This window comes from Chroogloeocystis siderophila 5.2 s.c.1 (assembly GCF_001904655.1).
GTDB lineage: Bacteria > Cyanobacteriota > Cyanobacteriia > Cyanobacteriales > Chroococcidiopsidaceae > Chroogloeocystis > Chroogloeocystis siderophila.
In genome coordinates this window covers 1-17,357 of the sequence record NZ_MRCC01000021.1, presented here as the reverse complement: position 1 = coordinate 17,357, position 17,357 = coordinate 1, and the positions used below count along the sequence as shown (strand labels likewise).

16 protein-coding genes and 1 pseudogene are annotated in these 17,357 nt (G+C 42.6%); 8 read left to right on the top strand and 9 right to left on the bottom strand.

Annotated features, from left to right (window positions below):
• Window positions 1–55: 55 nt before the first annotated feature.
• Window positions 56–1,732 (top strand): glycosyltransferase family 39 protein, encoded by a 1,677-nt coding sequence (locus NIES1031_RS26560; RefSeq protein ID WP_073551328.1) that lies wholly within the window; start codon window positions 56–58, stop codon window positions 1,730–1,732.
• Window positions 1,733–1,839: 107 nt separating this feature from the next.
• Here NIES1031_RS26560 and trpB read toward each other — a convergent pair whose 3' ends face one another.
• On the bottom strand, window positions 1,840–3,072 hold the full coding sequence (trpB, locus tag NIES1031_RS20370) for a tryptophan synthase subunit beta (RefSeq protein ID WP_073551295.1): 1,233 nt from the start codon (window positions 3,070–3,072) through the stop codon (window positions 1,840–1,842).
• Window positions 3,073–3,139: 67 nt separating this feature from the next.
• Between trpB and NIES1031_RS20365 the strand changes: the two genes are divergently transcribed.
• The 4 genes from NIES1031_RS20365 to NIES1031_RS20350 all read left to right on the top strand — a co-directional run bounded on the left by NIES1031_RS20365 (window position 3,140) and on the right by NIES1031_RS20350 (window position 5,769).
• Entirely contained in the window at window positions 3,140–3,487 is a 348-nt protein-coding gene (locus tag NIES1031_RS20365; RefSeq protein ID WP_073551294.1) for a translation initiation factor, read from the top strand.
• Window positions 3,488–3,551: 64 nt separating this feature from the next.
• The gene (locus tag NIES1031_RS20360) at window positions 3,552–3,920 is read left to right on the top strand and encodes a tetratricopeptide repeat protein (protein ID WP_073551293.1); all 369 of its coding nucleotides are present in this window, start codon (window positions 3,552–3,554) and stop codon (window positions 3,918–3,920) included.
• A gap of 170 nt (window positions 3,921–4,090) precedes the next feature.
• Window positions 4,091–4,249: a YqaE/Pmp3 family membrane protein gene (locus tag NIES1031_RS20355; protein WP_073551292.1), complete on the top strand. Its 159-nt coding sequence runs from the start codon at window positions 4,091–4,093 to the stop codon at window positions 4,247–4,249.
• Window positions 4,250–4,344: 95 nt separating this feature from the next.
• Window positions 4,345–5,769, top strand: a complete 1,425-nt coding sequence (locus NIES1031_RS20350; RefSeq protein ID WP_073551291.1) for a DNA cytosine methyltransferase — start codon at window positions 4,345–4,347, stop codon at window positions 5,767–5,769.
• Here NIES1031_RS20350 and NIES1031_RS20345 read toward each other — a convergent pair.
• From NIES1031_RS20345 to NIES1031_RS20330, 4 genes are all read right to left on the bottom strand, one after another.
• Window positions 5,761–6,513: a SinI family restriction endonuclease gene (locus NIES1031_RS20345; RefSeq protein ID WP_073551290.1), complete on the bottom strand. Its 753-nt coding sequence runs from the start codon at window positions 6,511–6,513 to the stop codon at window positions 5,761–5,763. The genes NIES1031_RS20350 and NIES1031_RS20345 overlap by 9 nt on opposite strands.
• An 81-nt stretch (window positions 6,514–6,594) precedes the next feature.
• Window positions 6,595–6,789: a hypothetical protein gene (locus NIES1031_RS20340; RefSeq protein ID WP_073551289.1), complete on the bottom strand. Its 195-nt coding sequence runs from the start codon at window positions 6,787–6,789 to the stop codon at window positions 6,595–6,597.
• Between the two features lie 14 nt (window positions 6,790–6,803).
• Complete coding sequence (locus tag NIES1031_RS20335; RefSeq protein WP_073551288.1) at window positions 6,804–7,598, bottom strand: dienelactone hydrolase family protein; 795 nt, start codon at window positions 7,596–7,598, stop codon at window positions 6,804–6,806.
• A gap of 22 nt (window positions 7,599–7,620) precedes the next feature.
• The gene (locus NIES1031_RS20330; RefSeq protein WP_073551287.1) at window positions 7,621–9,234 is read right to left on the bottom strand and encodes an NAD(P)H-quinone oxidoreductase subunit 4; all 1,614 of its coding nucleotides are present in this window, start codon (window positions 9,232–9,234) and stop codon (window positions 7,621–7,623) included.
• Between the two features lie 203 nt (window positions 9,235–9,437).
• Here NIES1031_RS20330 and NIES1031_RS20325 point away from each other — a divergent pair, with 203 nt between their 5' ends.
• Window positions 9,438–10,064, top strand: a complete 627-nt coding sequence (locus tag NIES1031_RS20325) for a class I SAM-dependent methyltransferase (RefSeq protein ID WP_236738928.1) — start codon at window positions 9,438–9,440, stop codon at window positions 10,062–10,064.
• Window positions 10,065–10,235: 171 nt separating this feature from the next.
• Here NIES1031_RS20325 and NIES1031_RS20320 read toward each other — a convergent pair whose 3' ends face one another.
• The 4 genes from NIES1031_RS20320 to NIES1031_RS20305 form a co-directional block, all read right to left on the bottom strand.
• Window positions 10,236–10,733: a hypothetical protein gene (locus NIES1031_RS20320; RefSeq protein WP_236738927.1), complete on the bottom strand. Its 498-nt coding sequence runs from the start codon at window positions 10,731–10,733 to the stop codon at window positions 10,236–10,238.
• 5 nt (window positions 10,734–10,738) lie between these two features.
• The gene (gene thrB, locus NIES1031_RS20315; RefSeq protein ID WP_073551285.1) at window positions 10,739–11,665 is read right to left on the bottom strand and encodes a homoserine kinase; all 927 of its coding nucleotides are present in this window, start codon (window positions 11,663–11,665) and stop codon (window positions 10,739–10,741) included.
• A 128-nt stretch (window positions 11,666–11,793) separates the two neighbouring features.
• A complete protein-coding gene (locus tag NIES1031_RS20310) occupies window positions 11,794–14,439 on the bottom strand; it encodes a DNA methyltransferase (RefSeq protein ID WP_073551284.1) in 2,646 nt (881 codons plus the stop codon).
• 292 nt (window positions 14,440–14,731) lie between these two features.
• Complete coding sequence (locus NIES1031_RS20305) at window positions 14,732–16,204, bottom strand: aminotransferase-like domain-containing protein (protein WP_073551283.1); 1,473 nt, start codon at window positions 16,202–16,204, stop codon at window positions 14,732–14,734.
• Window positions 16,205–16,426: 222 nt separating this feature from the next.
• On the opposite strand from NIES1031_RS20305, the gene NIES1031_RS20300 reads away from it, so the two are divergent.
• Both NIES1031_RS20300 and NIES1031_RS20295 read left to right on the top strand, forming a co-directional pair.
• The gene (locus tag NIES1031_RS20300; protein WP_236738926.1) at window positions 16,427–16,663 is read left to right on the top strand and encodes a hypothetical protein; all 237 of its coding nucleotides are present in this window, start codon (window positions 16,427–16,429) and stop codon (window positions 16,661–16,663) included.
• A 438-nt stretch (window positions 16,664–17,101) separates the two neighbouring features.
• A pseudogene (locus NIES1031_RS20295) lies at window positions 17,102–17,357 on the top strand (hypothetical protein); the annotation flags it as partial.

The following is a 17,357-nucleotide window of genomic DNA, read 5'->3' as shown; positions in this document are numbered from 1 at the left end:
GGATTACCAATGACGAATGACCAGTTACCAGCCTTTAAATAACACTTCTTTACCGATGTCAAATCGCAATCACAAGCTCAAGACCGAATACCAAGATATATTGTTACTGCTGGGATGGACAGCGATCGCTGTTGGTTTGCGGTTGACGCTACTTGCTAGTAAACCACCATGGACAGATGAGTTCTCAACGCTAGTTTTTAGCTTGGGTAATAGTTTTCTTGGTGTTCCTTTGAATCAGGTGATCGCGCTTGATACACTTTTGCAACCGTTGCAGCGTAACCCAAATCATGGCGTTGTCCAAGTCGTTCAAAACTTAATCACAGAAAGCAATCATCCACCACTGTACTTTGTGCTAGCGCATTTGTGGATGAATTTTTGGTTGCCGCAGTCAACCGATTTGGTTTCAGTATGGGTGGCGCGATCGCTTCCGGCGTTACTTGGTGCGGTATCGATTCCAGCAATTTATGGATTGAGTTGGCTGAGTTTTCGTTCCCGCCTTGTGAGTCAGCTAGCGGCAGCGATGATGGCGGTTTCGCCTTATGGCATTTTTCTAGCGCAAGAAGCCCGACATTACACACTGGCAATTTTATGGGTGATTGCTTCTTTGAGTTGTTTAGCGATCGCAATTCGACGGCTTGAGTACCGTCAACTAATACCTCTGTGGCTCGTTATTGTTTGGGTTGCTGCAAATTTTTTAGGAATGGCCACGCACTATTTTTTTGTGTTGACTTTGTGTGCTGAAGCTATTGTGTTAAGCGTGTTGTGGTGGCGTCAGCATCGGCGTACTCGCTTTCGGTTAATGTGGAGTGCTGATCCTTGGTGGCAAATTTTGCTCGTTGCAGTGGGGACGTTTTTGGGTGGTTTAGTGTGGCTACCTGTATTCTTCCAAAACAATTATGGTAGCGATCTCACTGATTGGATTCAAAATGGAAGCAATGGATTATTGGTGTTACTTAATCCGATTTTTCAAGCACTAGCAGCTTGGCTGACGATGATATCGTTGCTACCAGTGGAAGCTCGACAACTACCGATTGTGATTGCTTCGGGTTTTGTGATGCTCATTTTCTTTTTATGGGCGCTACCTTGGTTGTATCGTGGCATCAAAGTAAAACTCACGCAATCGAAAACGCGTTTAATGACGCGGGTTTTTGTGGGAATTGTGTGTAGTGCGATCGCGTTGTTCTTTTTCTTCACTTACGTTTTTGGAATTGATCTGACTCGTGGTGCGCGTTACAACTTCGTCTACTTTCCGGCGGTGATGGTTTTACTCGGAGCAAGTCTTGCAGTATGTTGGCGGACTCCTGATCAGCAAGGAAAACGTGCTGTCGCGTTAATCTGGCTAATGGGGCTACTAAGTGCAATTACGGTAGTGTGTAATTTGGGTTATCAAAAATACTACCGCCCTGACTTGATGCTGGAAATTATGCAAAATGCCTCGCGATCGCCAATACTTATTGCGACAACACACAAAACGCACGTGCAAATTGGCGAAATGATGGGTCTAGGAAGGGAATTTAAATTGGCTGGAATTGATACGCCGCAATTTCTGCTAGCGCGTGAAACCAGCGCACCCACGACGACTTTACAACAAGCTGTAAATAATTTTCCTCGGCCGCTAGACTTGTGGTTAATTAATTTTCACGCCCCACTAGCAGTAGATAGCTGTACATTTGATGCTCTATCTTCACCACCCGTCAATGGTTACAACTACCAACTGTATCGTTGCAATTAAAGATCTTGCAAAAATTATCGCCTGCACCAGTGCGTAGAGTTGATTCTCAAAACCGAGGAGGACAAAGCAGAAGAGAGACGATTAAGCCAATTACCTATTAACAAAATTTACTGAAGATGCTTTGCGACAGTTTGTACATCTTTGTCGCCACGCCCCGAACAATTGATGACAATTCGCGGACTTCCTGCGAGTTGTTGACATAAAGTATCAAGATACGCGATCGCGTGTGCAGTTTCAAGCGCCGGAATAATTCCCTCTAGTTGTGCTGTACGCTTAAATGCGGCTAACGCTTCTTCGTCAGTAACGCTGTAATATTCTGCTCGTTGTATGTCTTTTAAATAGCTATGTTCAGGTCCTACCCCAGGATAATCTAACCCTGCACTAATTGAGTGTGCTTCTAAAACTTGACCGTCATCGTCTTGCAAAAGATAACTCATCGCCCCGTGTAACACGCCAACACGCCCCTGAGTCAAAGTGGCCGCGTGTTTTTCAGTATTGACGCCTTCGCCTGCGGCTTCAACACCAATTAATCTTACAGAGGAATCGTTCACGAATTCATGAAATAAGCCCATTGCGTTAGAACCACCACCCACACACGCGAGCAGAATATCAGGTAATCCCCCCCATTTTTCTAGACACTGCGCGCGAGTTTCTTTACCAATCACAGCATGAAAATCACGTACAATCATGGGATACGGGTGTGGACCTGCAACTGAACCTAAAATATAGTGAGTCGTTTCTACATTCGTTACCCAATCGCGAATTGCTTCAGAAGTTGCATCCTTAAGCGTTCCTGTTCCCGCTGACACAGGGCTAACTTCCGCGCCCATTAACCGCATCCGAAATACGTTAAGGCTTTGGCGTTCCATATCTTGAACGCCCATATAAACTATGCATTTTAAGCCAAATCTCGCGCAAACTGTAGCTGTGGCAACGCCGTGTTGTCCTGCACCTGTTTCGGCAATAATCCGCTGCTTACCCATGCGTTTAGCGAGTAATACTTGCGCTAGGGCATTATTAATTTTGTGCGCGCCAGTATGGTTCAAATCTTCGCGCTTTAAATAGATTTGCGCACCTGTGCCATTCTGTCGGGCATAATGCGCCGTCAGACGTTCCGCAAAATATAGTGGTGTAGCCCTTCCTACATAATCTCGCAGCAATTCTTGTAACTCGGCGATAAATTCTGGATCGTGGCGATATTGTTGATACGCTGCTTCGAGTTGACTCAATGCTGGCATCAACGTTTCAGGTACATATTTACCACCAAAGCGCCCAAAGCGTCCGAGTGAGTCGGGGCGTTGTTCAGCTTGCGATTGTGCAGGTAAGGGAGTAGTAGTCACAGACTGGCTAAAATAACGGAATACAGTTAATTAATTATAAATTAAACTCAAGCTTTCAACTTCTACTATGGCTGCTGCAAATCGTAAATCTTCAGATAGTCCCTATGTATACCGCGAGTTTGGCGGCGATAACTCTCCTGCGCTAGAACGCGGTGTTCAAGACTTACCACCCGCGCAACAAAATCTCCGCGTCCAAGCTTCGCGTAAAGGACGTAAAGGTAAAACAGTAACGGTAATTAGTGGATTTCAATCCACACCAGAGACTTTAACAGCTTTGGTAAAGCAACTCAAATCACAGTGTGGTAGTGGCGGAACTGTTAAAGACAACGAAATTGAAATTCAAGGCGATCACAAGCAAAAAATTATTGAAATTCTTACTCAACAAGGTTACAAAGCAAAAATCAGTGGTGGGTAGCTTGTTCCTACTTACTAAGAGTAGTTAATCCAGTCAGAAGTTAATCATAAAGAATATAGCTAAGATGCCAAATTTAGCAGAAGGGATAGCTGCATTTCAAGCAGGAGATTACACAACTGCTGTTAAAATTTTAAAGCCAATTGCTGATTGTGGAGAGGCTGAAGCGCAGTGTATAATTGCAAATACTTACCATCTAGGTCTTGGCCTAGAGAGGAATATTTTAGAAGCAGTTAAGTGGTATAAGAAAGCAGCTGAACAGGGTTATGGTCTAGCTTCAAATAATTTAGCAGGGATTTTTCTGTTTGGTGATGACGGTATAGAAGTAGATCGGGCAGAAGCAAAAAAGTGGTACAAAAAGGCTAGACAAGGTTTCTTACATACTCCTAGTGAAACATATCTTGAGTCAAGATTTCTACCTAGTAGTCTTGAATAAGTAAAGTATAGATGGCAACAATGGCTCTAAATACGCCCACTGTTCATTACAAAATCCAGGCAAATTAACGCTGCACCACAATCAAGTTAAGGTGTTAGCATAATTACCAATACCGGTGTGCTAAAAACCACCCTTTAATTCAATAAAAAGTTGTCACATCACATAATACAATGGATATTCTTCGCCTAATATGCGCAATCTTTTTGCCGCCTCTTGGTGTATTTTTGCAAGTAGGTTTGGGTAGAGATTTTTGGATCAATGTGCTTTTAACTTTACTGGGTTACATTCCAGGAATTGTTCATGCGGTTTGGATCATTCTTTCTAAATAAACTGCCTGCACAAACATCAAACAGCACTTAGTAGGAAAAGACACTATAATTAGATTGAATTTGGGTACTTAGTTTGAGTTTCGTGTCCGAAATCTATGTCTGCTCAATACCTCTCTGTGAAAGAAGCTTCGGAAATATTGAATTGCTCTGAGCAATACGTTCGCAAATTGCTCCGCTACGGTGACATCAGCGGAGAAAGGATTAGCAGCCGATGGATTGTTGCGGCGGAATCTGTTGATGAGTATCGATCTAAAGAGGAGGATACAAGCAGATTTGTTCGGGATCATGCAAGGAGATCTTTTAGTAAACCATCCCTAAAAGCATTAAGTTTTTTCTCTGGATGCATGGGTTTAGATTTAGGACTGGAAAAGGAAGGAATCAAAGTAATTCTCGCTTGTGAAATAGATTCAGCAGCCCGAAAAACGATCGAAACGAATCGACCGGATATCGCGCTAATTGGAGATATTAGAGACTACTCAGCTACAGCAATTCGGGAAAAGGCGGGATTAAGTTCTGAAGAAGAGATTGATGTAATTGTTGGTGGTCCCCCGTGCCAAGCTTTCAGCAGTGCAGGTAAGCGACAAGGGTTCAATGATGAACGAGGAAATGTCTTTTTAACTTTCATTGATTTGATTGTCGAACTCAAACCGAGGTTCGCAGTAATAGAAAACGTCCGAGGACTATTATCTGCTCCGTTAAAGCACAGACCACATGAGATGAGAGGAAATAACTACCCATCATTATCTCAGGATGAACAACGGGGAGGTGCACTACTTTTCATCACTCGGAAGCTCAAAGAAGCTGGTTATAGTGTTTCCTTCAACTTGTACAACGCTGCCAATTTTGGTTCGCCACAACAAAGAGAAAGAGTTGTAATTGCTTGCAGCCGTGACGGAGAAAAGCTTCCCTATCTCACACCAACTCATTCGGAGAAAGGTTTGTATGGACTTCCTCATTGGCGAACATTGAGAGATGCGCTAGCAGGACTTCCTGATAAACATCAATTCATCAAGTTTCCTGAAAAACGAATCAGATACTATAAACTTTTGAAACCTGGACAATGTTGGCGAGATTTGCCAGTAGAGTTGCACCAAGAAGCACTTGGGGCTTCTTATCACGCAGGAGGTGGAAAAACAGGTTTTTATCGGAGATTAGCCTGGGATAAGCCTGCTCCAACGCTCGTGACGCATCCTGCAATGCCTGCAACAGATCTGGCACATCCAGAAGAAAATCGACCGCTGAGTATTGAAGAGTACAAGCGAATCCAAGAATTTCCCGATGATTGGGTAATTGCAGGAAGTTTACTCGATCAATATCGACAAGTTGGAAATGCTGTGCCCTGTTCTTTAGGAAAAGCGATCGCCAGAATGTTACTAAACCACCTCAAGGGCGAAACACCAACTATTTACCCCGACTTTCCCTACTCGCGGTATCACAAGACTGATGATGTAAGTTGGACTATTGAAACTTTAGGCTCTCTGGAACCATCTGTAAAACAACTTTCCTTGAATTTAGTCTGAAGACTGAGACAAAGATTGCCAAGGATTATTTGCTTCTAGTGCTAAAGCACTTGGATTTGCTAATAAAACTTTCTGAACAAAAAGAATAAAGTTTTCTTCGGAGAAGCGATTTGTATTATATTTCGTATTAAAGTATGACCATTTGTATAGTCCTGTTTTTGCATCAACCCTGTGCCATTTTTCGATTGGTTGATTAATCCTGACCCTAGAAGAAGAGCTATTTTCTGAATTACTACGGTTTTTTACTTGTAAAAGGGAGCCATCTATGTGGCAAAAATCGACGTGGCGGATAACTTCTCCCCAACAACAGTACCAACCATAATCAGCTAGTTGTTCAGCTAGAAATTCTTCAAGAAGTAAGCCTTGAATATTTTCTGCTGACATGGACAATCTATGAGCATACTTAATCTGCTCAAGATGTTTTTCAGTTAATCCTGTTAACCTAGCTTTGATAATTGTATCGACGATTGGATCAGCAACTGTTCTCGGAGGTTGAGAGATTCGTCTTGAGATTCTGTTCTCGAAGCTATAACAATACTTTTGCAACCAGGACTGAGCTAAGAATTCTGGTGTCTCTCCTTTTAGAGTTAGAGAAAGTCCTGGATTTCTATAACAAGCTGTTAAAATTATACGATGCTCTTGGAGAAGCGGCTGATCAACCTGAGAGAAGGCATTTTGAAAAATTTGGAGAAAGTTTTCTTCAGAATTACAAGCCGTGATAATGTCACTAAAGGTAACAGGCATGAAATTTCCTCTCTGGGCAAGAGAATGCCAACAGATTACAAATGCCCAGGTTTCATATCAAAAAAATGCTTATAATTAAGCCTACTCTTCTAGAGGCTTGTTTTCAAAATACCCTATTTCACATAAAGAGTGCTTAACTAAGTCCATCTCAAAAATAAACTGAGGATCGCCACTGCGCATAGAATCCAAAGCAGTCACTAGTTTAGACACTACCTGCAACGTAGCATCTAATTTTTCCTCTAACTGTGCAATAGCTACAAGATCTTGTTCACTCATTTCTCTGCGGTTCGCTATCTTACTCCAAAAATCTCCGCGAAAAACTGCCGCATATCTTGCCAAGAACGGCGATCAGCTAACTGATTATACGCTACACCTTGAGATTTATCGCTACCTGCTTCAGGATTTGTAAAACTGTGAACCGCACCACCGTAAGCCATTAATTGCCAATCAACTCCAGCATTGCCCATTTCCTCAGCAAAACCTAAAACCTGTTCGGGTGGTACTAAAGGATCTTCAGCACCATGTAAGACAAGTACTTTACCTTTAATATTCTTCGCATCACTGGAATCTGGCGTATCTAAATTACCGTGAAAACTGACAACGCCAGCAACATTTGCCCCACTACGGGCAAGTTCCAATACAGTGCCACCACCGAAACAATATCCAATAGCAGCAATGCGTTGGGCATCAGTTAGAGAATTTTTTTGTAAGACTTGTAATCCTGCCAAAGCGCGATCGCGCATTAACTGACGGTTAGATCTGTAAATTTTAGCTTGTGCTGCTGCTTCTTGGGGATTTTTAGGTCTAATACCTTTACCGTAAATATCCGCTGCAAACGCAACATATCCTAGTTTTGCTAATTGTTGTGCGCGTTGTTGAATATAAGGATTGATTCCTGTCCACTCATGAACAACCATAACACCAGGACGCCTGCCTTGAATTTCATCATCGTAGGCGAGGTATCCTTCTAATACTGTGTTGCCTTGCTTGTATTCCACAACTTGCGTTTGAATTGCGGCTTGAGCAACGGTACTAAAAGCTAAAGCAAAAATAGGAGCAAGTAAAAAGGAGCGTAAGATCTTCATTAGGTTGACAGTGGAATTTAACTTATTCGCTAGCAATCAGTACTTGTGATTCAGGTACAGCTAGCTGTGGTGCAACTAATGCAGTTGAATAGAGAGGCGATCGCTGTTTTTGCGCGATAACTGTTGGTAACACTTGGCGTACTTGTGCTGCAACTGCAACTGTTTTGACATCATATGTCTGAGTTGCCAATTTAGGATACATCCCGATGCCGATAATTGGCAATAGTAAGCAAGCTGCAATAAATACCTCGCGTGGCTTCGCGTCACCAAGATACTCTTCAATGACAATTCCAGAATTCTCGTTACCGTAAAATACTTGACGTAGCATCGACAACAGGTAAATGGGAGTTAAAATTACACCCACCGCAGCTAAGAGAGTGACAACAACCTTAAACGCAGGGTTGTAAGCATCGCTGGTGGTAATTCCCAAAAAGATTGTTAATTCACCAACAAAGCCACTCATACCAGGTAACGCTAACGAAGCCATCGCCCCAGCGGTGAAGAGTGCGAAAACTTTGGGCATTGCTTGCGCCATACCGCCCATCTTCTCCATGATCAACGTGTGCGTGCGCTCGTAAGTGACTCCAGATAAGAAGAATAAGCTAGCCGCAATCAAACCATGCGATACCATTTGCAGTACTGCACCGCCAATACCAAGTTCGGTAAACGAAGCAATACCAATTAATACAAAACCCATGTGCGCGATTGAAGAATAAGCTAAACGGCGCTTGAGATTTGTTTGTGCAAACGCAGTTAATGCACCGTAGACAATATTAACGACACCCAAAATTGCCAGTACGGGAGCAAACGAAACATGGGCATTGGGCAACATTTCGATATTCATGCGAATTAGCCCGTAGCCTGCCATTTTGAGCAAAACTCCTGCCAAAATCATTGAAACAGGTGCAGAAGCTTCACTGTGGGCATCTGGAAGCCAAGTATGTAGTGGAAAAATTGGTAATTTGACGCCAAAAGCAATGAGTAGTGCAGCATAAACCAAAAGTTCAAACGCTCTAGGATATTGCTTAATACCTAAAGTTGCCATGTCGAAGGTAACGACATCACCATACATTGCCATCGCAAACGCAGCTACTAGGATAAATATCGATCCAGCAGCAGTGTAGAGGATGAACTTTGTTGCTGCATAGCGGCGATTTTGTCCTCCCCAAATCGAAATTAGTAAGTAGACAGGGACTAATTCAAGTTCCCACATCAGGAAGAACAACAGCATATCCTGGGCAACAAATACGCCAATCTGTGCGCTGTACATCATTAGCATCAACGCGAAAAACAAGCGTGGCTTTTTCGTGACGTTCCACGCTGCCAAGATTGACAAAGTTGTGACAAAACCTGTTAGCAATACCAACGGTAATGATAAGCCATCTACCGCAACCGACCAGTTCATGCCTAGCTGGGGTATCCAAGGATAGCTTTCTGCTAGTTGAAATGTTGAGATTTGTAAATCGTAGTTCTGCCAAACGGCGTATACCATCAGAACCAAATCCGCTATCCCTACTCCTAAGGCGTACCAGCGAACTGTTTTACCTTGATTGTCTGGAATTAAAGGAATGGCTAGGGCAGCCACCAGCGGTAACAGAATAATAGTTGTTAACCAAGGAATTTGTGTGCTAAGCATGACTGAGGATAAATACCTATTGCCTATGCCATATATTCTATTAAGTTACGTGAAGTTTTGAAAAGGTATATTCATAGCAATTAGCATTTTAAGAATAAATACTTAGTGCAGTTTTGTATTACAAATCTTAATGAATAAATGTTAAGAGCAGGAAATAAGGTGGCGATCGCAACAGCGTATATAACTTAAAAGTCTCGAAACCCATGACACTAAAACAAGCCAAAGACTGGTACAGTACAGTTGCCAGTGTCCATACTTCAGAACAAAGGAAAAACTGGTACAGTGCAGCCGCAGAGGCTTACAACCAAGTAAGACCGCGCTATCCTCAACAGCTAATTAATCGCGCAATAGAGTTAGCCAAACTGCCTGATGAAGCAATTATTTTAGAAGTAGGCTGTGGTTCTGGGATTGCAACAGTCGCATTTGCAGATCGTGGCTTTTCGATGATTTGCCTAGAACCAAACCCAGAAATGTGCCGGTTAGCACAGCAAAACTGCATTCAGTATCCAAATGTCAAGATTGTAAATACTTCTTTTGAAGAGTGGCACGTGGAGGCTAAGAAATTCAATGCTGTCGTTGCTGCAACATCTTTTCATTGGATTTCACCTGAGATTGGGTATTCAAAAGCTGCTACTGCATTGCAAGACAACGGTTCATTGATTTTGCTGTGGAACGCTATTCCAATTCAACCTCCATACGCTATTTACCAACTATTGCAGGAGGTTTATCAAACTTATGCACCATCTCTTGCAGAATATGAAGTGAGAAGCACTCAGGAAGAAAGTATCAGTAGGTTTAGGACAAACAGCGATCGCGTCAGGGCTATTTAAGGATTTAGAATCCGAACAATTAACCTGGGAAGCTGCATATAGTATTGATGACTATCTCACGCTTTTAAGTGGCATTATTTGCTGGTTTAAAGGAAGTACTTGCGAGAAATTGGATTACAAGTATCCCAGTTTCCTACCTCTCAGTGCTTCAGGTTGCTCAAAGAGCATGAATTAAACGATGCGATTTACAATTGTTAACACATCGCTATCAGTACGCACGTAGGGAACCGAGATCGATCTAAAGCCAGTAATCAAAGGTTTGTAATACACCTGCCAATAACCGGGGCTGAGTTCATCCGCAGTTGCTTTGAGTGACTGTAGTTCAGCAGCAAGTTCAGCGGCGAGTTGATTAATCCGTTCAGCTTGGGCTAAAGCCTGTCTTTTACCAGCAACAACACGTTGTTCTAGAGAATTATTCTGCGGTTGCGATGCCAACTCAATTTTTTGAGCAAGTTGCGCTTCTAAAGCAGCGATCGCATCGTCAATACCTTTAACTTCTGCAAATAATTGTAAATCTTGTTTAGCACGGCGACGGTAAGCATTTGCAATCTCTTCTGGAGACGCACTTTCTAAATCTATTGGATCAGTTGTCAGTGAAGTACGTTCCTGACATAGAGCCTCAATTTGAGTTTGAATAGCCGTAATTTCTGCTTGAATGTCATTCATCATACTTACTAGGCTACCTCATTAGAGCTACGCGCACCTTGATTGTCAATTTCCAACGATCGCACTTGGGCTTTTACTCCTACTTGCTGCCAAGTTTGAGCGATCGCCTCAATCACAGGCTCAGCTTGTCTGGGGTTTGTCAAAGCAAGTAAAGTAGGACCTGCACCACTAACAACTAAACCATACGCCCCAGCATCCACCGCCGCTTGCTGTACCACTTCATATCCTCGAATCAAAGCTTGACGATAAGGTTGATGCAACCGATCCTGCAAAGCTGCCCGAATCCAATCTTCATTTCCCGTCTCCAAGCCGCGCAATAGCAACCCCAAATGCGCCGTATTAAAAATCGCATCCGCACGACTCACCTCACTCGGTAACACTCGCCGCGCCTCAGCCGTCGAAAGCTCAAAATCAGGAATTGCCACCACAGGTACAACACTTTCATGCCAAGGTACATCACAAATTTCCCAGCGTTGGCGACTTAGCGTTTCAACACTTGCTGCTAATCGACATCCCCCCAACAACGCCGGAACAACATTATCAGGATGTCCTTCTAAAGCGATCGCCAACTCCATCACCGCAGTTGTATCAAGTGGTTCGCCTGCAAGTAAATTTCCTCCAACTAAACCCCCAACAATCGCCGTTGCGGAACTTCCCAAACCCCGCGCAAGCGGTACATCCATCGCAATATCTATATGCACAGATGGTGGATTTTGTCCAATATGTTCATACAATTTGACAAACGAGCGATAAACCAAATTACTGTTATCCGTGCGGACGCGATCGCTTTCTGTCCCTGTAACATGAATAGCTACTTCGTCTTGATGCGTAAACTTAAATCGGTTATACAGCGTCAACGCTGCACCAATACAATCAAAACCAGGACCTAAGTTAGCCGTTGTAGCCGGAACCGTGACCGAGACAGAGTGAGTCATTGTTGATTGTGTTACACCACACGACGCAAATCATATCAGAATTTATCTACTAATATCGACGCTAAGCTTGACTCTGCCGCTAGCACTAGTCATCTATTTTGGAATTTCCGCTTTGAACGAAGCTTAAATTATTCAACTACTGTATCTACATCGTCTTCAAAGGCTAAAGAAGCTTCTTCGGCGTCAATATCGTCAATTTCCTCTTGTGTTAACCCCAGTTCTTTCTTTGCAAAGACCCGTCTAGCTCTCTTGTCGAGAATTTGAATGATGTTAGTGCGATCTTCTTTAATGGCTTCAATATCTTCACGTTGAATCAAGACCATATAATAACGGGAAACTTCCATCATCCGGTAGGCGTACTGAAAAGCATCTCTACTGAACTCTCCTGTAGTTACGATCATTACTACGTCAGCCCCCGTTACAAAGGTCATGCCAATTTCTTTTGCTAATACCTCAACATCAACCTTTTTAGTGTTTTTACACTGAATTTGCCAGCGATGATAAACGAAGCGATCTGATGCGGCTAAAACATCAACTTCACCCTGTCCAGTTTCATAACTCCGTGTCCGCCATTGAGTAAATCGCAAGCTAGTCAATCGAATCATCCAAATTGCTAAAAGCTCTAGGGCTTTCCCTTTAACGTGCTTATCTGGGTGATTTAAGTCAGCGACAACTTCTTCAAAAGTTCGGTTTAGCTCAGTCTCAGAGAGCTTTGTAATCTCCGCGATGCTCGCTAGTAGCGAAGAAACTAACTCACCCTTTGCTTTCTCTGTCAACTTGACATAGTGAGACTTTGCCCCTCTGCCGTCCGTTGATTTTTTTGAATCAATCAATCCAACGTTTGTTAATGGTGTGATAATTTCCTGCACTCTCATCTTGGATGTTAGCCGGACTTTGTAGACACTAGTGACATACTTAACTACTTTGTCTGAAAGCGTCCAGTCCTCAATTCCTAAATGAATCATTGCTAGTAGAAAATACTTCTGCTCAGGAGTTAGGGTGTAAAGCTCATCAATATAGTCTTTATCAATTTCTAGGATCTCTGAAACAACATCCCAATTAATTTCATACTCCCGCTCAAATACCCCTGCTAACTCTAACCATTTTCGCATAGTGCTAGTATAAATGGCGTTTGGAGAAAGAGCGTAGCCCATTTCTTGTAATTCATAAGCAATTGTTTCTAACTGAGGCTTGTCTCCTCTAGCGTTGATTGCTTCAATTGCTTTTAGCAGAGACATTCCCGTTAAATTAGTTAGGATGTGCCGAGCAAATATTGTTAAAGCCTCTTGGGGATCGCTCTGCTGAAGAATCTGTTTGCCCAGGTCAGTAACTTGGTAGCTCCAATCATTGTTGGTTTTCTCAACTAGCTGATAAGCTCTTAAAGACAAGAAGCAATTCATTGCTAATTTACGTATATTTTCTTCTGCTCTAGTAGGATTTGAGTTTTGACTAGAGTGAGTTGAGAAAAATCTCTCTGCAATTTGACTCTGTAACTGACGGCGGTCTGGTTCGCAATCCTGGCAAAGTTGAACAATTTCTGACAGGCTAAATTTTTCCGGTTCAAATTGGTGTCCGTAGGTAAACCTCAGTTTGTGTTCTTCCATGCTTGTTAATTCCTGATTAAACAGGTTTAGCTGCTGCATCACGTTCTGCTCTGTTTTTTGCTTAGAGGGTTGATCTACTGTGGAAACAGGTGCTGACTCTAAGGCTTTCTGCTTTGCTGGCTTCTCCAAGTCCATGAGTGGAGTAACAATGAGTGGGGCTTCTGGCTCAAACCTAAATTTTGAAGCTTGGAGATAATTTTCATCAATCTCGAATGCCAGCCACTGTCTTTGTAGCGTTTCTGCAACTCTTCCAGTCATGTTAGATCCTGCGAACGGATCAACAACTAAATCTCCTGGTTCTGTGCACAAATTAATAACAAATTCAGGCAATGCTTGAGGGAATCGAGCAGGATGAGGCTTGATGCCAAATTCTTTGCATCGCCTTTGGTAGTAGTCGTTTGAGGCAGTATTAGAAGCCGAAATAACGTTGACTGGCTGTGCTAAATCGTTTTCTAGAACCCAGTTAAATGATCCCAATACCGCATTACCAATAAAAGACCCTAATTCACTTGCAGGGTCAGCAATGATGTTAGGAGGAATAGCGCCGCCACGATCCTTTTGAAACTTAGTTGAGATGTCATGTCCAGAAGGGCGCATTTTAGCATCATATCCATTCTTAAGCAAATTCTTCATTGCCTCACTGTAAGGGCGTAGAACTCGCTTATTATTAGATTTTGGATGAGGATCTTTTGATAGCCACCAAACTGTGTTAACAGCATCCTTAACTCGCTCTCTCCGTACTGTGACCCACTCCGCAGGTGTAGGTAGTTTAGCTGGGTTATACCAGTACAGATCTTGAGCCAACAAAAATCCGATTCCTCCTTCCCTCTGGGGTTTGCAAAGTTCGATAACTAGCTCGAAATGATACAACGAGCGCACTGGATAGCCTTTAACCCAGCTACCACCAATATCAATAACCAATGAACCTTGTGGTTTCAGAATTCGGTAGAACTCTCTAGCGAACACCTTGAACCATTCAACGTACTCATGGGCATCTACGTTCCCATACTCTTTTTTCCGAACTAAGGCAAATGGAGGGGATGTGCAGATCAGGTCAACGCTCTCATTAGGAAGTTGTTTTAGTAATGGCAAGCTATTGCCTAAATAGGCTGCCCCCATTTGTGTTTCATAGTAAGGTTTGTGGCTAAGTTCTACTGGCTTCTGAATCATTGACCTTCGCGCGGTTAAGCTTCATTAACTTTGGAGACAGGGTGAGATTAACAGCATACCCACTATCCAAAGCAAGATGAGCATCTATCAATCAAACATTTATGTTTGCTGATAGTACACCTGAACTCAGAGTATATTCTGATAAGCGTAAAAGCAAAAGCTCTCTGTAATACTCAACAAAACCCACTACATGAAGGAACTTATGTCTAAATCCGAAAGTACCTGTAATGTAACGAAAATATACTGACGTAAGCCGAGCTTATTGTTAAAGATATTTCCGCTAGGTCTTTGTCTATGACAACAAGTACGCTTGTACTAATTCTCCCAACACTGAGATACCCCGCTCGATCTTCTTAGGTGATAGCGTAAAATTGAGACGTAATGCGGGATAGCCTTGTTGTCCTGGGAAAAATGGCGATCCTTCAGCGACAAAAACTCCGTGTGACAAAGCTTTCTGACAAATTTCAGCCATTGGTACTGGAGGCATTTGTACCCACAAGAAAGTCCCACCGTTAGGAACTGTCCACGATGCGGAGGACGGGAAATACTTATGCAAAGCACTCAACATTGCCGTTTGGCTTTGACGATGCTGGGCTTGTAAGTGCGCTAGGTGATGGCGATAGTGTCCTGAGGCGAGATATTCACTGACAATTGCTTGAGATACTGTAGAAACGTGCAGATCGTCGAGTAACTTGCGTTCGACTAACGGCTGATAATGCTTTCCGGTAACAACTAAGTAACCGACGCGGATACCTGGCATTAAAGTTTTAGAAAAAGTCCCGACATAAGTTGCGATATCTTTACGATCTAAAGCTTTAATCGGGGCGGGGACAGGTTCAAAGTTTAACCCTTCATAAGCATTATCTTCTAGAATGACGCAGTCATAATGTTCCGCAAGTTGTAGCAATTGCTGACGATGTGCTTGCGCAGTGGTGATTCCGGTAGGATTGTGCAAGGTGCTGACGGTAAAAATCAGCTTTGGGCGATACGTGTAGAGATTCTTTTCTAATAACTCTAGATTCATTCCTTCAGCAGTCATTGGAATACCGATGACTCTTGCTCCCATGCTGTATAAAAGTGATAGCATTCCGTGCCAGGTAGGACTTTCAACGATGACCCAATCGCCTGGTTTGACGTAGTAGTGAACAACAAGCGAAAGCCCTTGCTTAGAACCATTGGTAATAATGAGATCCTCTGGTGTAACATTCATGCCATGCTGCTGTACAAGCATACGGCTAATTTGCTGCCGCAGCATTAATTGTCCTTGTGGATTGTCGTAGTTAAATAAACTACCACTCACTTGCTTAACTGCTCTGCGGGCAATACGCGGTAAATCTTCTAAACCGGAGTCTGAGGGAAACCCGCTACTTAAGTCAATCATTCCTGGTGAGGAACGCGCTTGCAGCGATGCCATATAGTGATTAAAAAACGCGCCGCTTTTGGCTTCCTCGAATGGATATGGCGGTGGTTGTTCGGAGACGATCACATCTTGCGGCGGTGCAAAATTTGAAACAGATTTTGGCTGAATGGTGGGATTGACGAAATACCCTGAACCTGGACGCGCTGCAATTAATCCATCAGCTTCCAGAACGTTGTAGGCTTCGATAACGGTTAGCTTATTAACTCCTGTATTTTCGGCTAAAGCACGAATTGAAGGCAGTTTGTCGCCAGTTTGCAAGGCTCCGGTTTCGATTAAACGACGAATGCGATCGCGGATCTGTAAATAAACTGCTTTGGATGAATGCCGCTCTAAAGGAATTCTCACGGTTCCGTCCTTCTTGAAGAATGACAATCCGATGATGTTTAGTCATCATAAGTGATTCTTTGATAGATGTCCTAGTACACTTTCACTTCATTTATCTAGAACAGTTGGTATTGGTTTAAACTGTACTATTTAAAATGTTTTATTTTGTACCTTCTTTTAACAAGAAATTTATAGGAAAACTAAAAATAAGAAATGAGCTAAACTTAAGTTTTTATGAAGAATATGAGTTTATCCTATATTTATCAACAAAAGAAGCCCGATATCAAAATCATTTTCAACCGTGTTTTACTTCACTTATTTCGATATTTGACAAGTCGCAATGATGTGCAAGTTTGGCAGAAGAAAGATCGCCATGGACGCTCTTATTGGCAAGCTTACGATCCTCTGACAGACAAGAAAATTAGCCTTGCTTCTGAAGCTGAAATGCGTATTTGGATTGAACAACGCTATTACAAATAATTATGGAAACTATAGTTTACTTTCTAACTTATGGATGTTGGTTGGTTTATTGTTGGTTATTGACTAATGCTAAAAATCAGCCACTTCCTCCCCCATCACGTTTTCATCATCGGCGTGTTCCTCAAAAAATGAAAATTAGTCTTCGGTGCCAAAAGTATTGGTTTTGAAAGCTTGAATATTAGGAGTAGTTTATCTACAAGCGATCACACTGAAGCACAACTGCAACTAATTTAAATAAACATAAATTCGACCTGCTAGAAAATAACATTAAGAATACTGAGATTGAGATTTTGATATTCAGTCTCAGTTCTTTTTTGTCAATGCCTATGATCGCAATCTTTTACTGATTGTATCCTGAAATATAAGTAGAGGTGATGAATGAAGTATTCATTACAGTCAGTTCAGTTTGGCATTGTTCATGCAAATGAGGTGACGTAAATGAATCGCACAAAACTTCTTTTCAGTTTGCTGATCGCTTTGGGAAGATCAGAATGGACTGCCACACCATTACAACAGGCGATCGCGTGTCAATCGAGTGGTGATTATCATACCGAATCGGGCGATCGCAAAGTACCATTATTAAATCTTGGCAGCCACCGCCATCCGATTTCAACTAAAAATGCGCTGACGCAACGTTACTTTAATCTCTGCGGGTCAAATTCCCCGCCGCTGTGCGGCGTAAAATATAGAGATG

Bases quoted from the DNA above. Each gene is read 5' to 3' on its own strand.
- NIES1031_RS26560 (WP_073551328.1), top strand. From the start codon at position 56: ATGTCAAATCGCAATCACAAGCTCAAGACCGAATACCAAGATATATTG.
- NIES1031_RS20365 (WP_073551294.1), top strand. From the start codon at position 3,140: ATGGCTGCTGCAAATCGTAAATCTTCAGATAGTCCCTATGTATACCGC.
- NIES1031_RS20360 (WP_073551293.1), top strand. From the start codon at position 3,552: ATGCCAAATTTAGCAGAAGGGATAGCTGCATTTCAAGCAGGAGATTAC.
- NIES1031_RS20355 (WP_073551292.1), top strand. From the start codon at position 4,091: ATGGATATTCTTCGCCTAATATGCGCAATCTTTTTGCCGCCTCTTGGT.
- NIES1031_RS20350 (WP_073551291.1), top strand. From the start codon at position 4,345: ATGTCTGCTCAATACCTCTCTGTGAAAGAAGCTTCGGAAATATTGAAT.
- NIES1031_RS20345 (WP_073551290.1), bottom strand. From the start codon at position 6,513: ATGCCTGTTACCTTTAGTGACATTATCACGGCTTGTAATTCTGAAGAA.
- NIES1031_RS20340 (WP_073551289.1), bottom strand. From the start codon at position 6,789: ATGAGTGAACAAGATCTTGTAGCTATTGCACAGTTAGAGGAAAAATTA.
- NIES1031_RS20335 (WP_073551288.1), bottom strand. From the start codon at position 7,598: ATGAAGATCTTACGCTCCTTTTTACTTGCTCCTATTTTTGCTTTAGCT.
- NIES1031_RS20330 (WP_073551287.1), bottom strand. From the start codon at position 9,234: ATGCTTAGCACACAAATTCCTTGGTTAACAACTATTATTCTGTTACCG.
- NIES1031_RS20325 (WP_236738928.1), top strand. From the start codon at position 9,438: ATGACACTAAAACAAGCCAAAGACTGGTACAGTACAGTTGCCAGTGTC.
- NIES1031_RS20320 (WP_236738927.1), bottom strand. From the start codon at position 10,733: ATGATGAATGACATTCAAGCAGAAATTACGGCTATTCAAACTCAAATT.
- thrB (WP_073551285.1), bottom strand. From the start codon at position 11,665: ATGACTCACTCTGTCTCGGTCACGGTTCCGGCTACAACGGCTAACTTA.
- NIES1031_RS20310 (WP_073551284.1), bottom strand. From the start codon at position 14,439: ATGATTCAGAAGCCAGTAGAACTTAGCCACAAACCTTACTATGAAACA.
- NIES1031_RS20300 (WP_236738926.1), top strand. From the start codon at position 16,427: ATGAGTTTATCCTATATTTATCAACAAAAGAAGCCCGATATCAAAATC.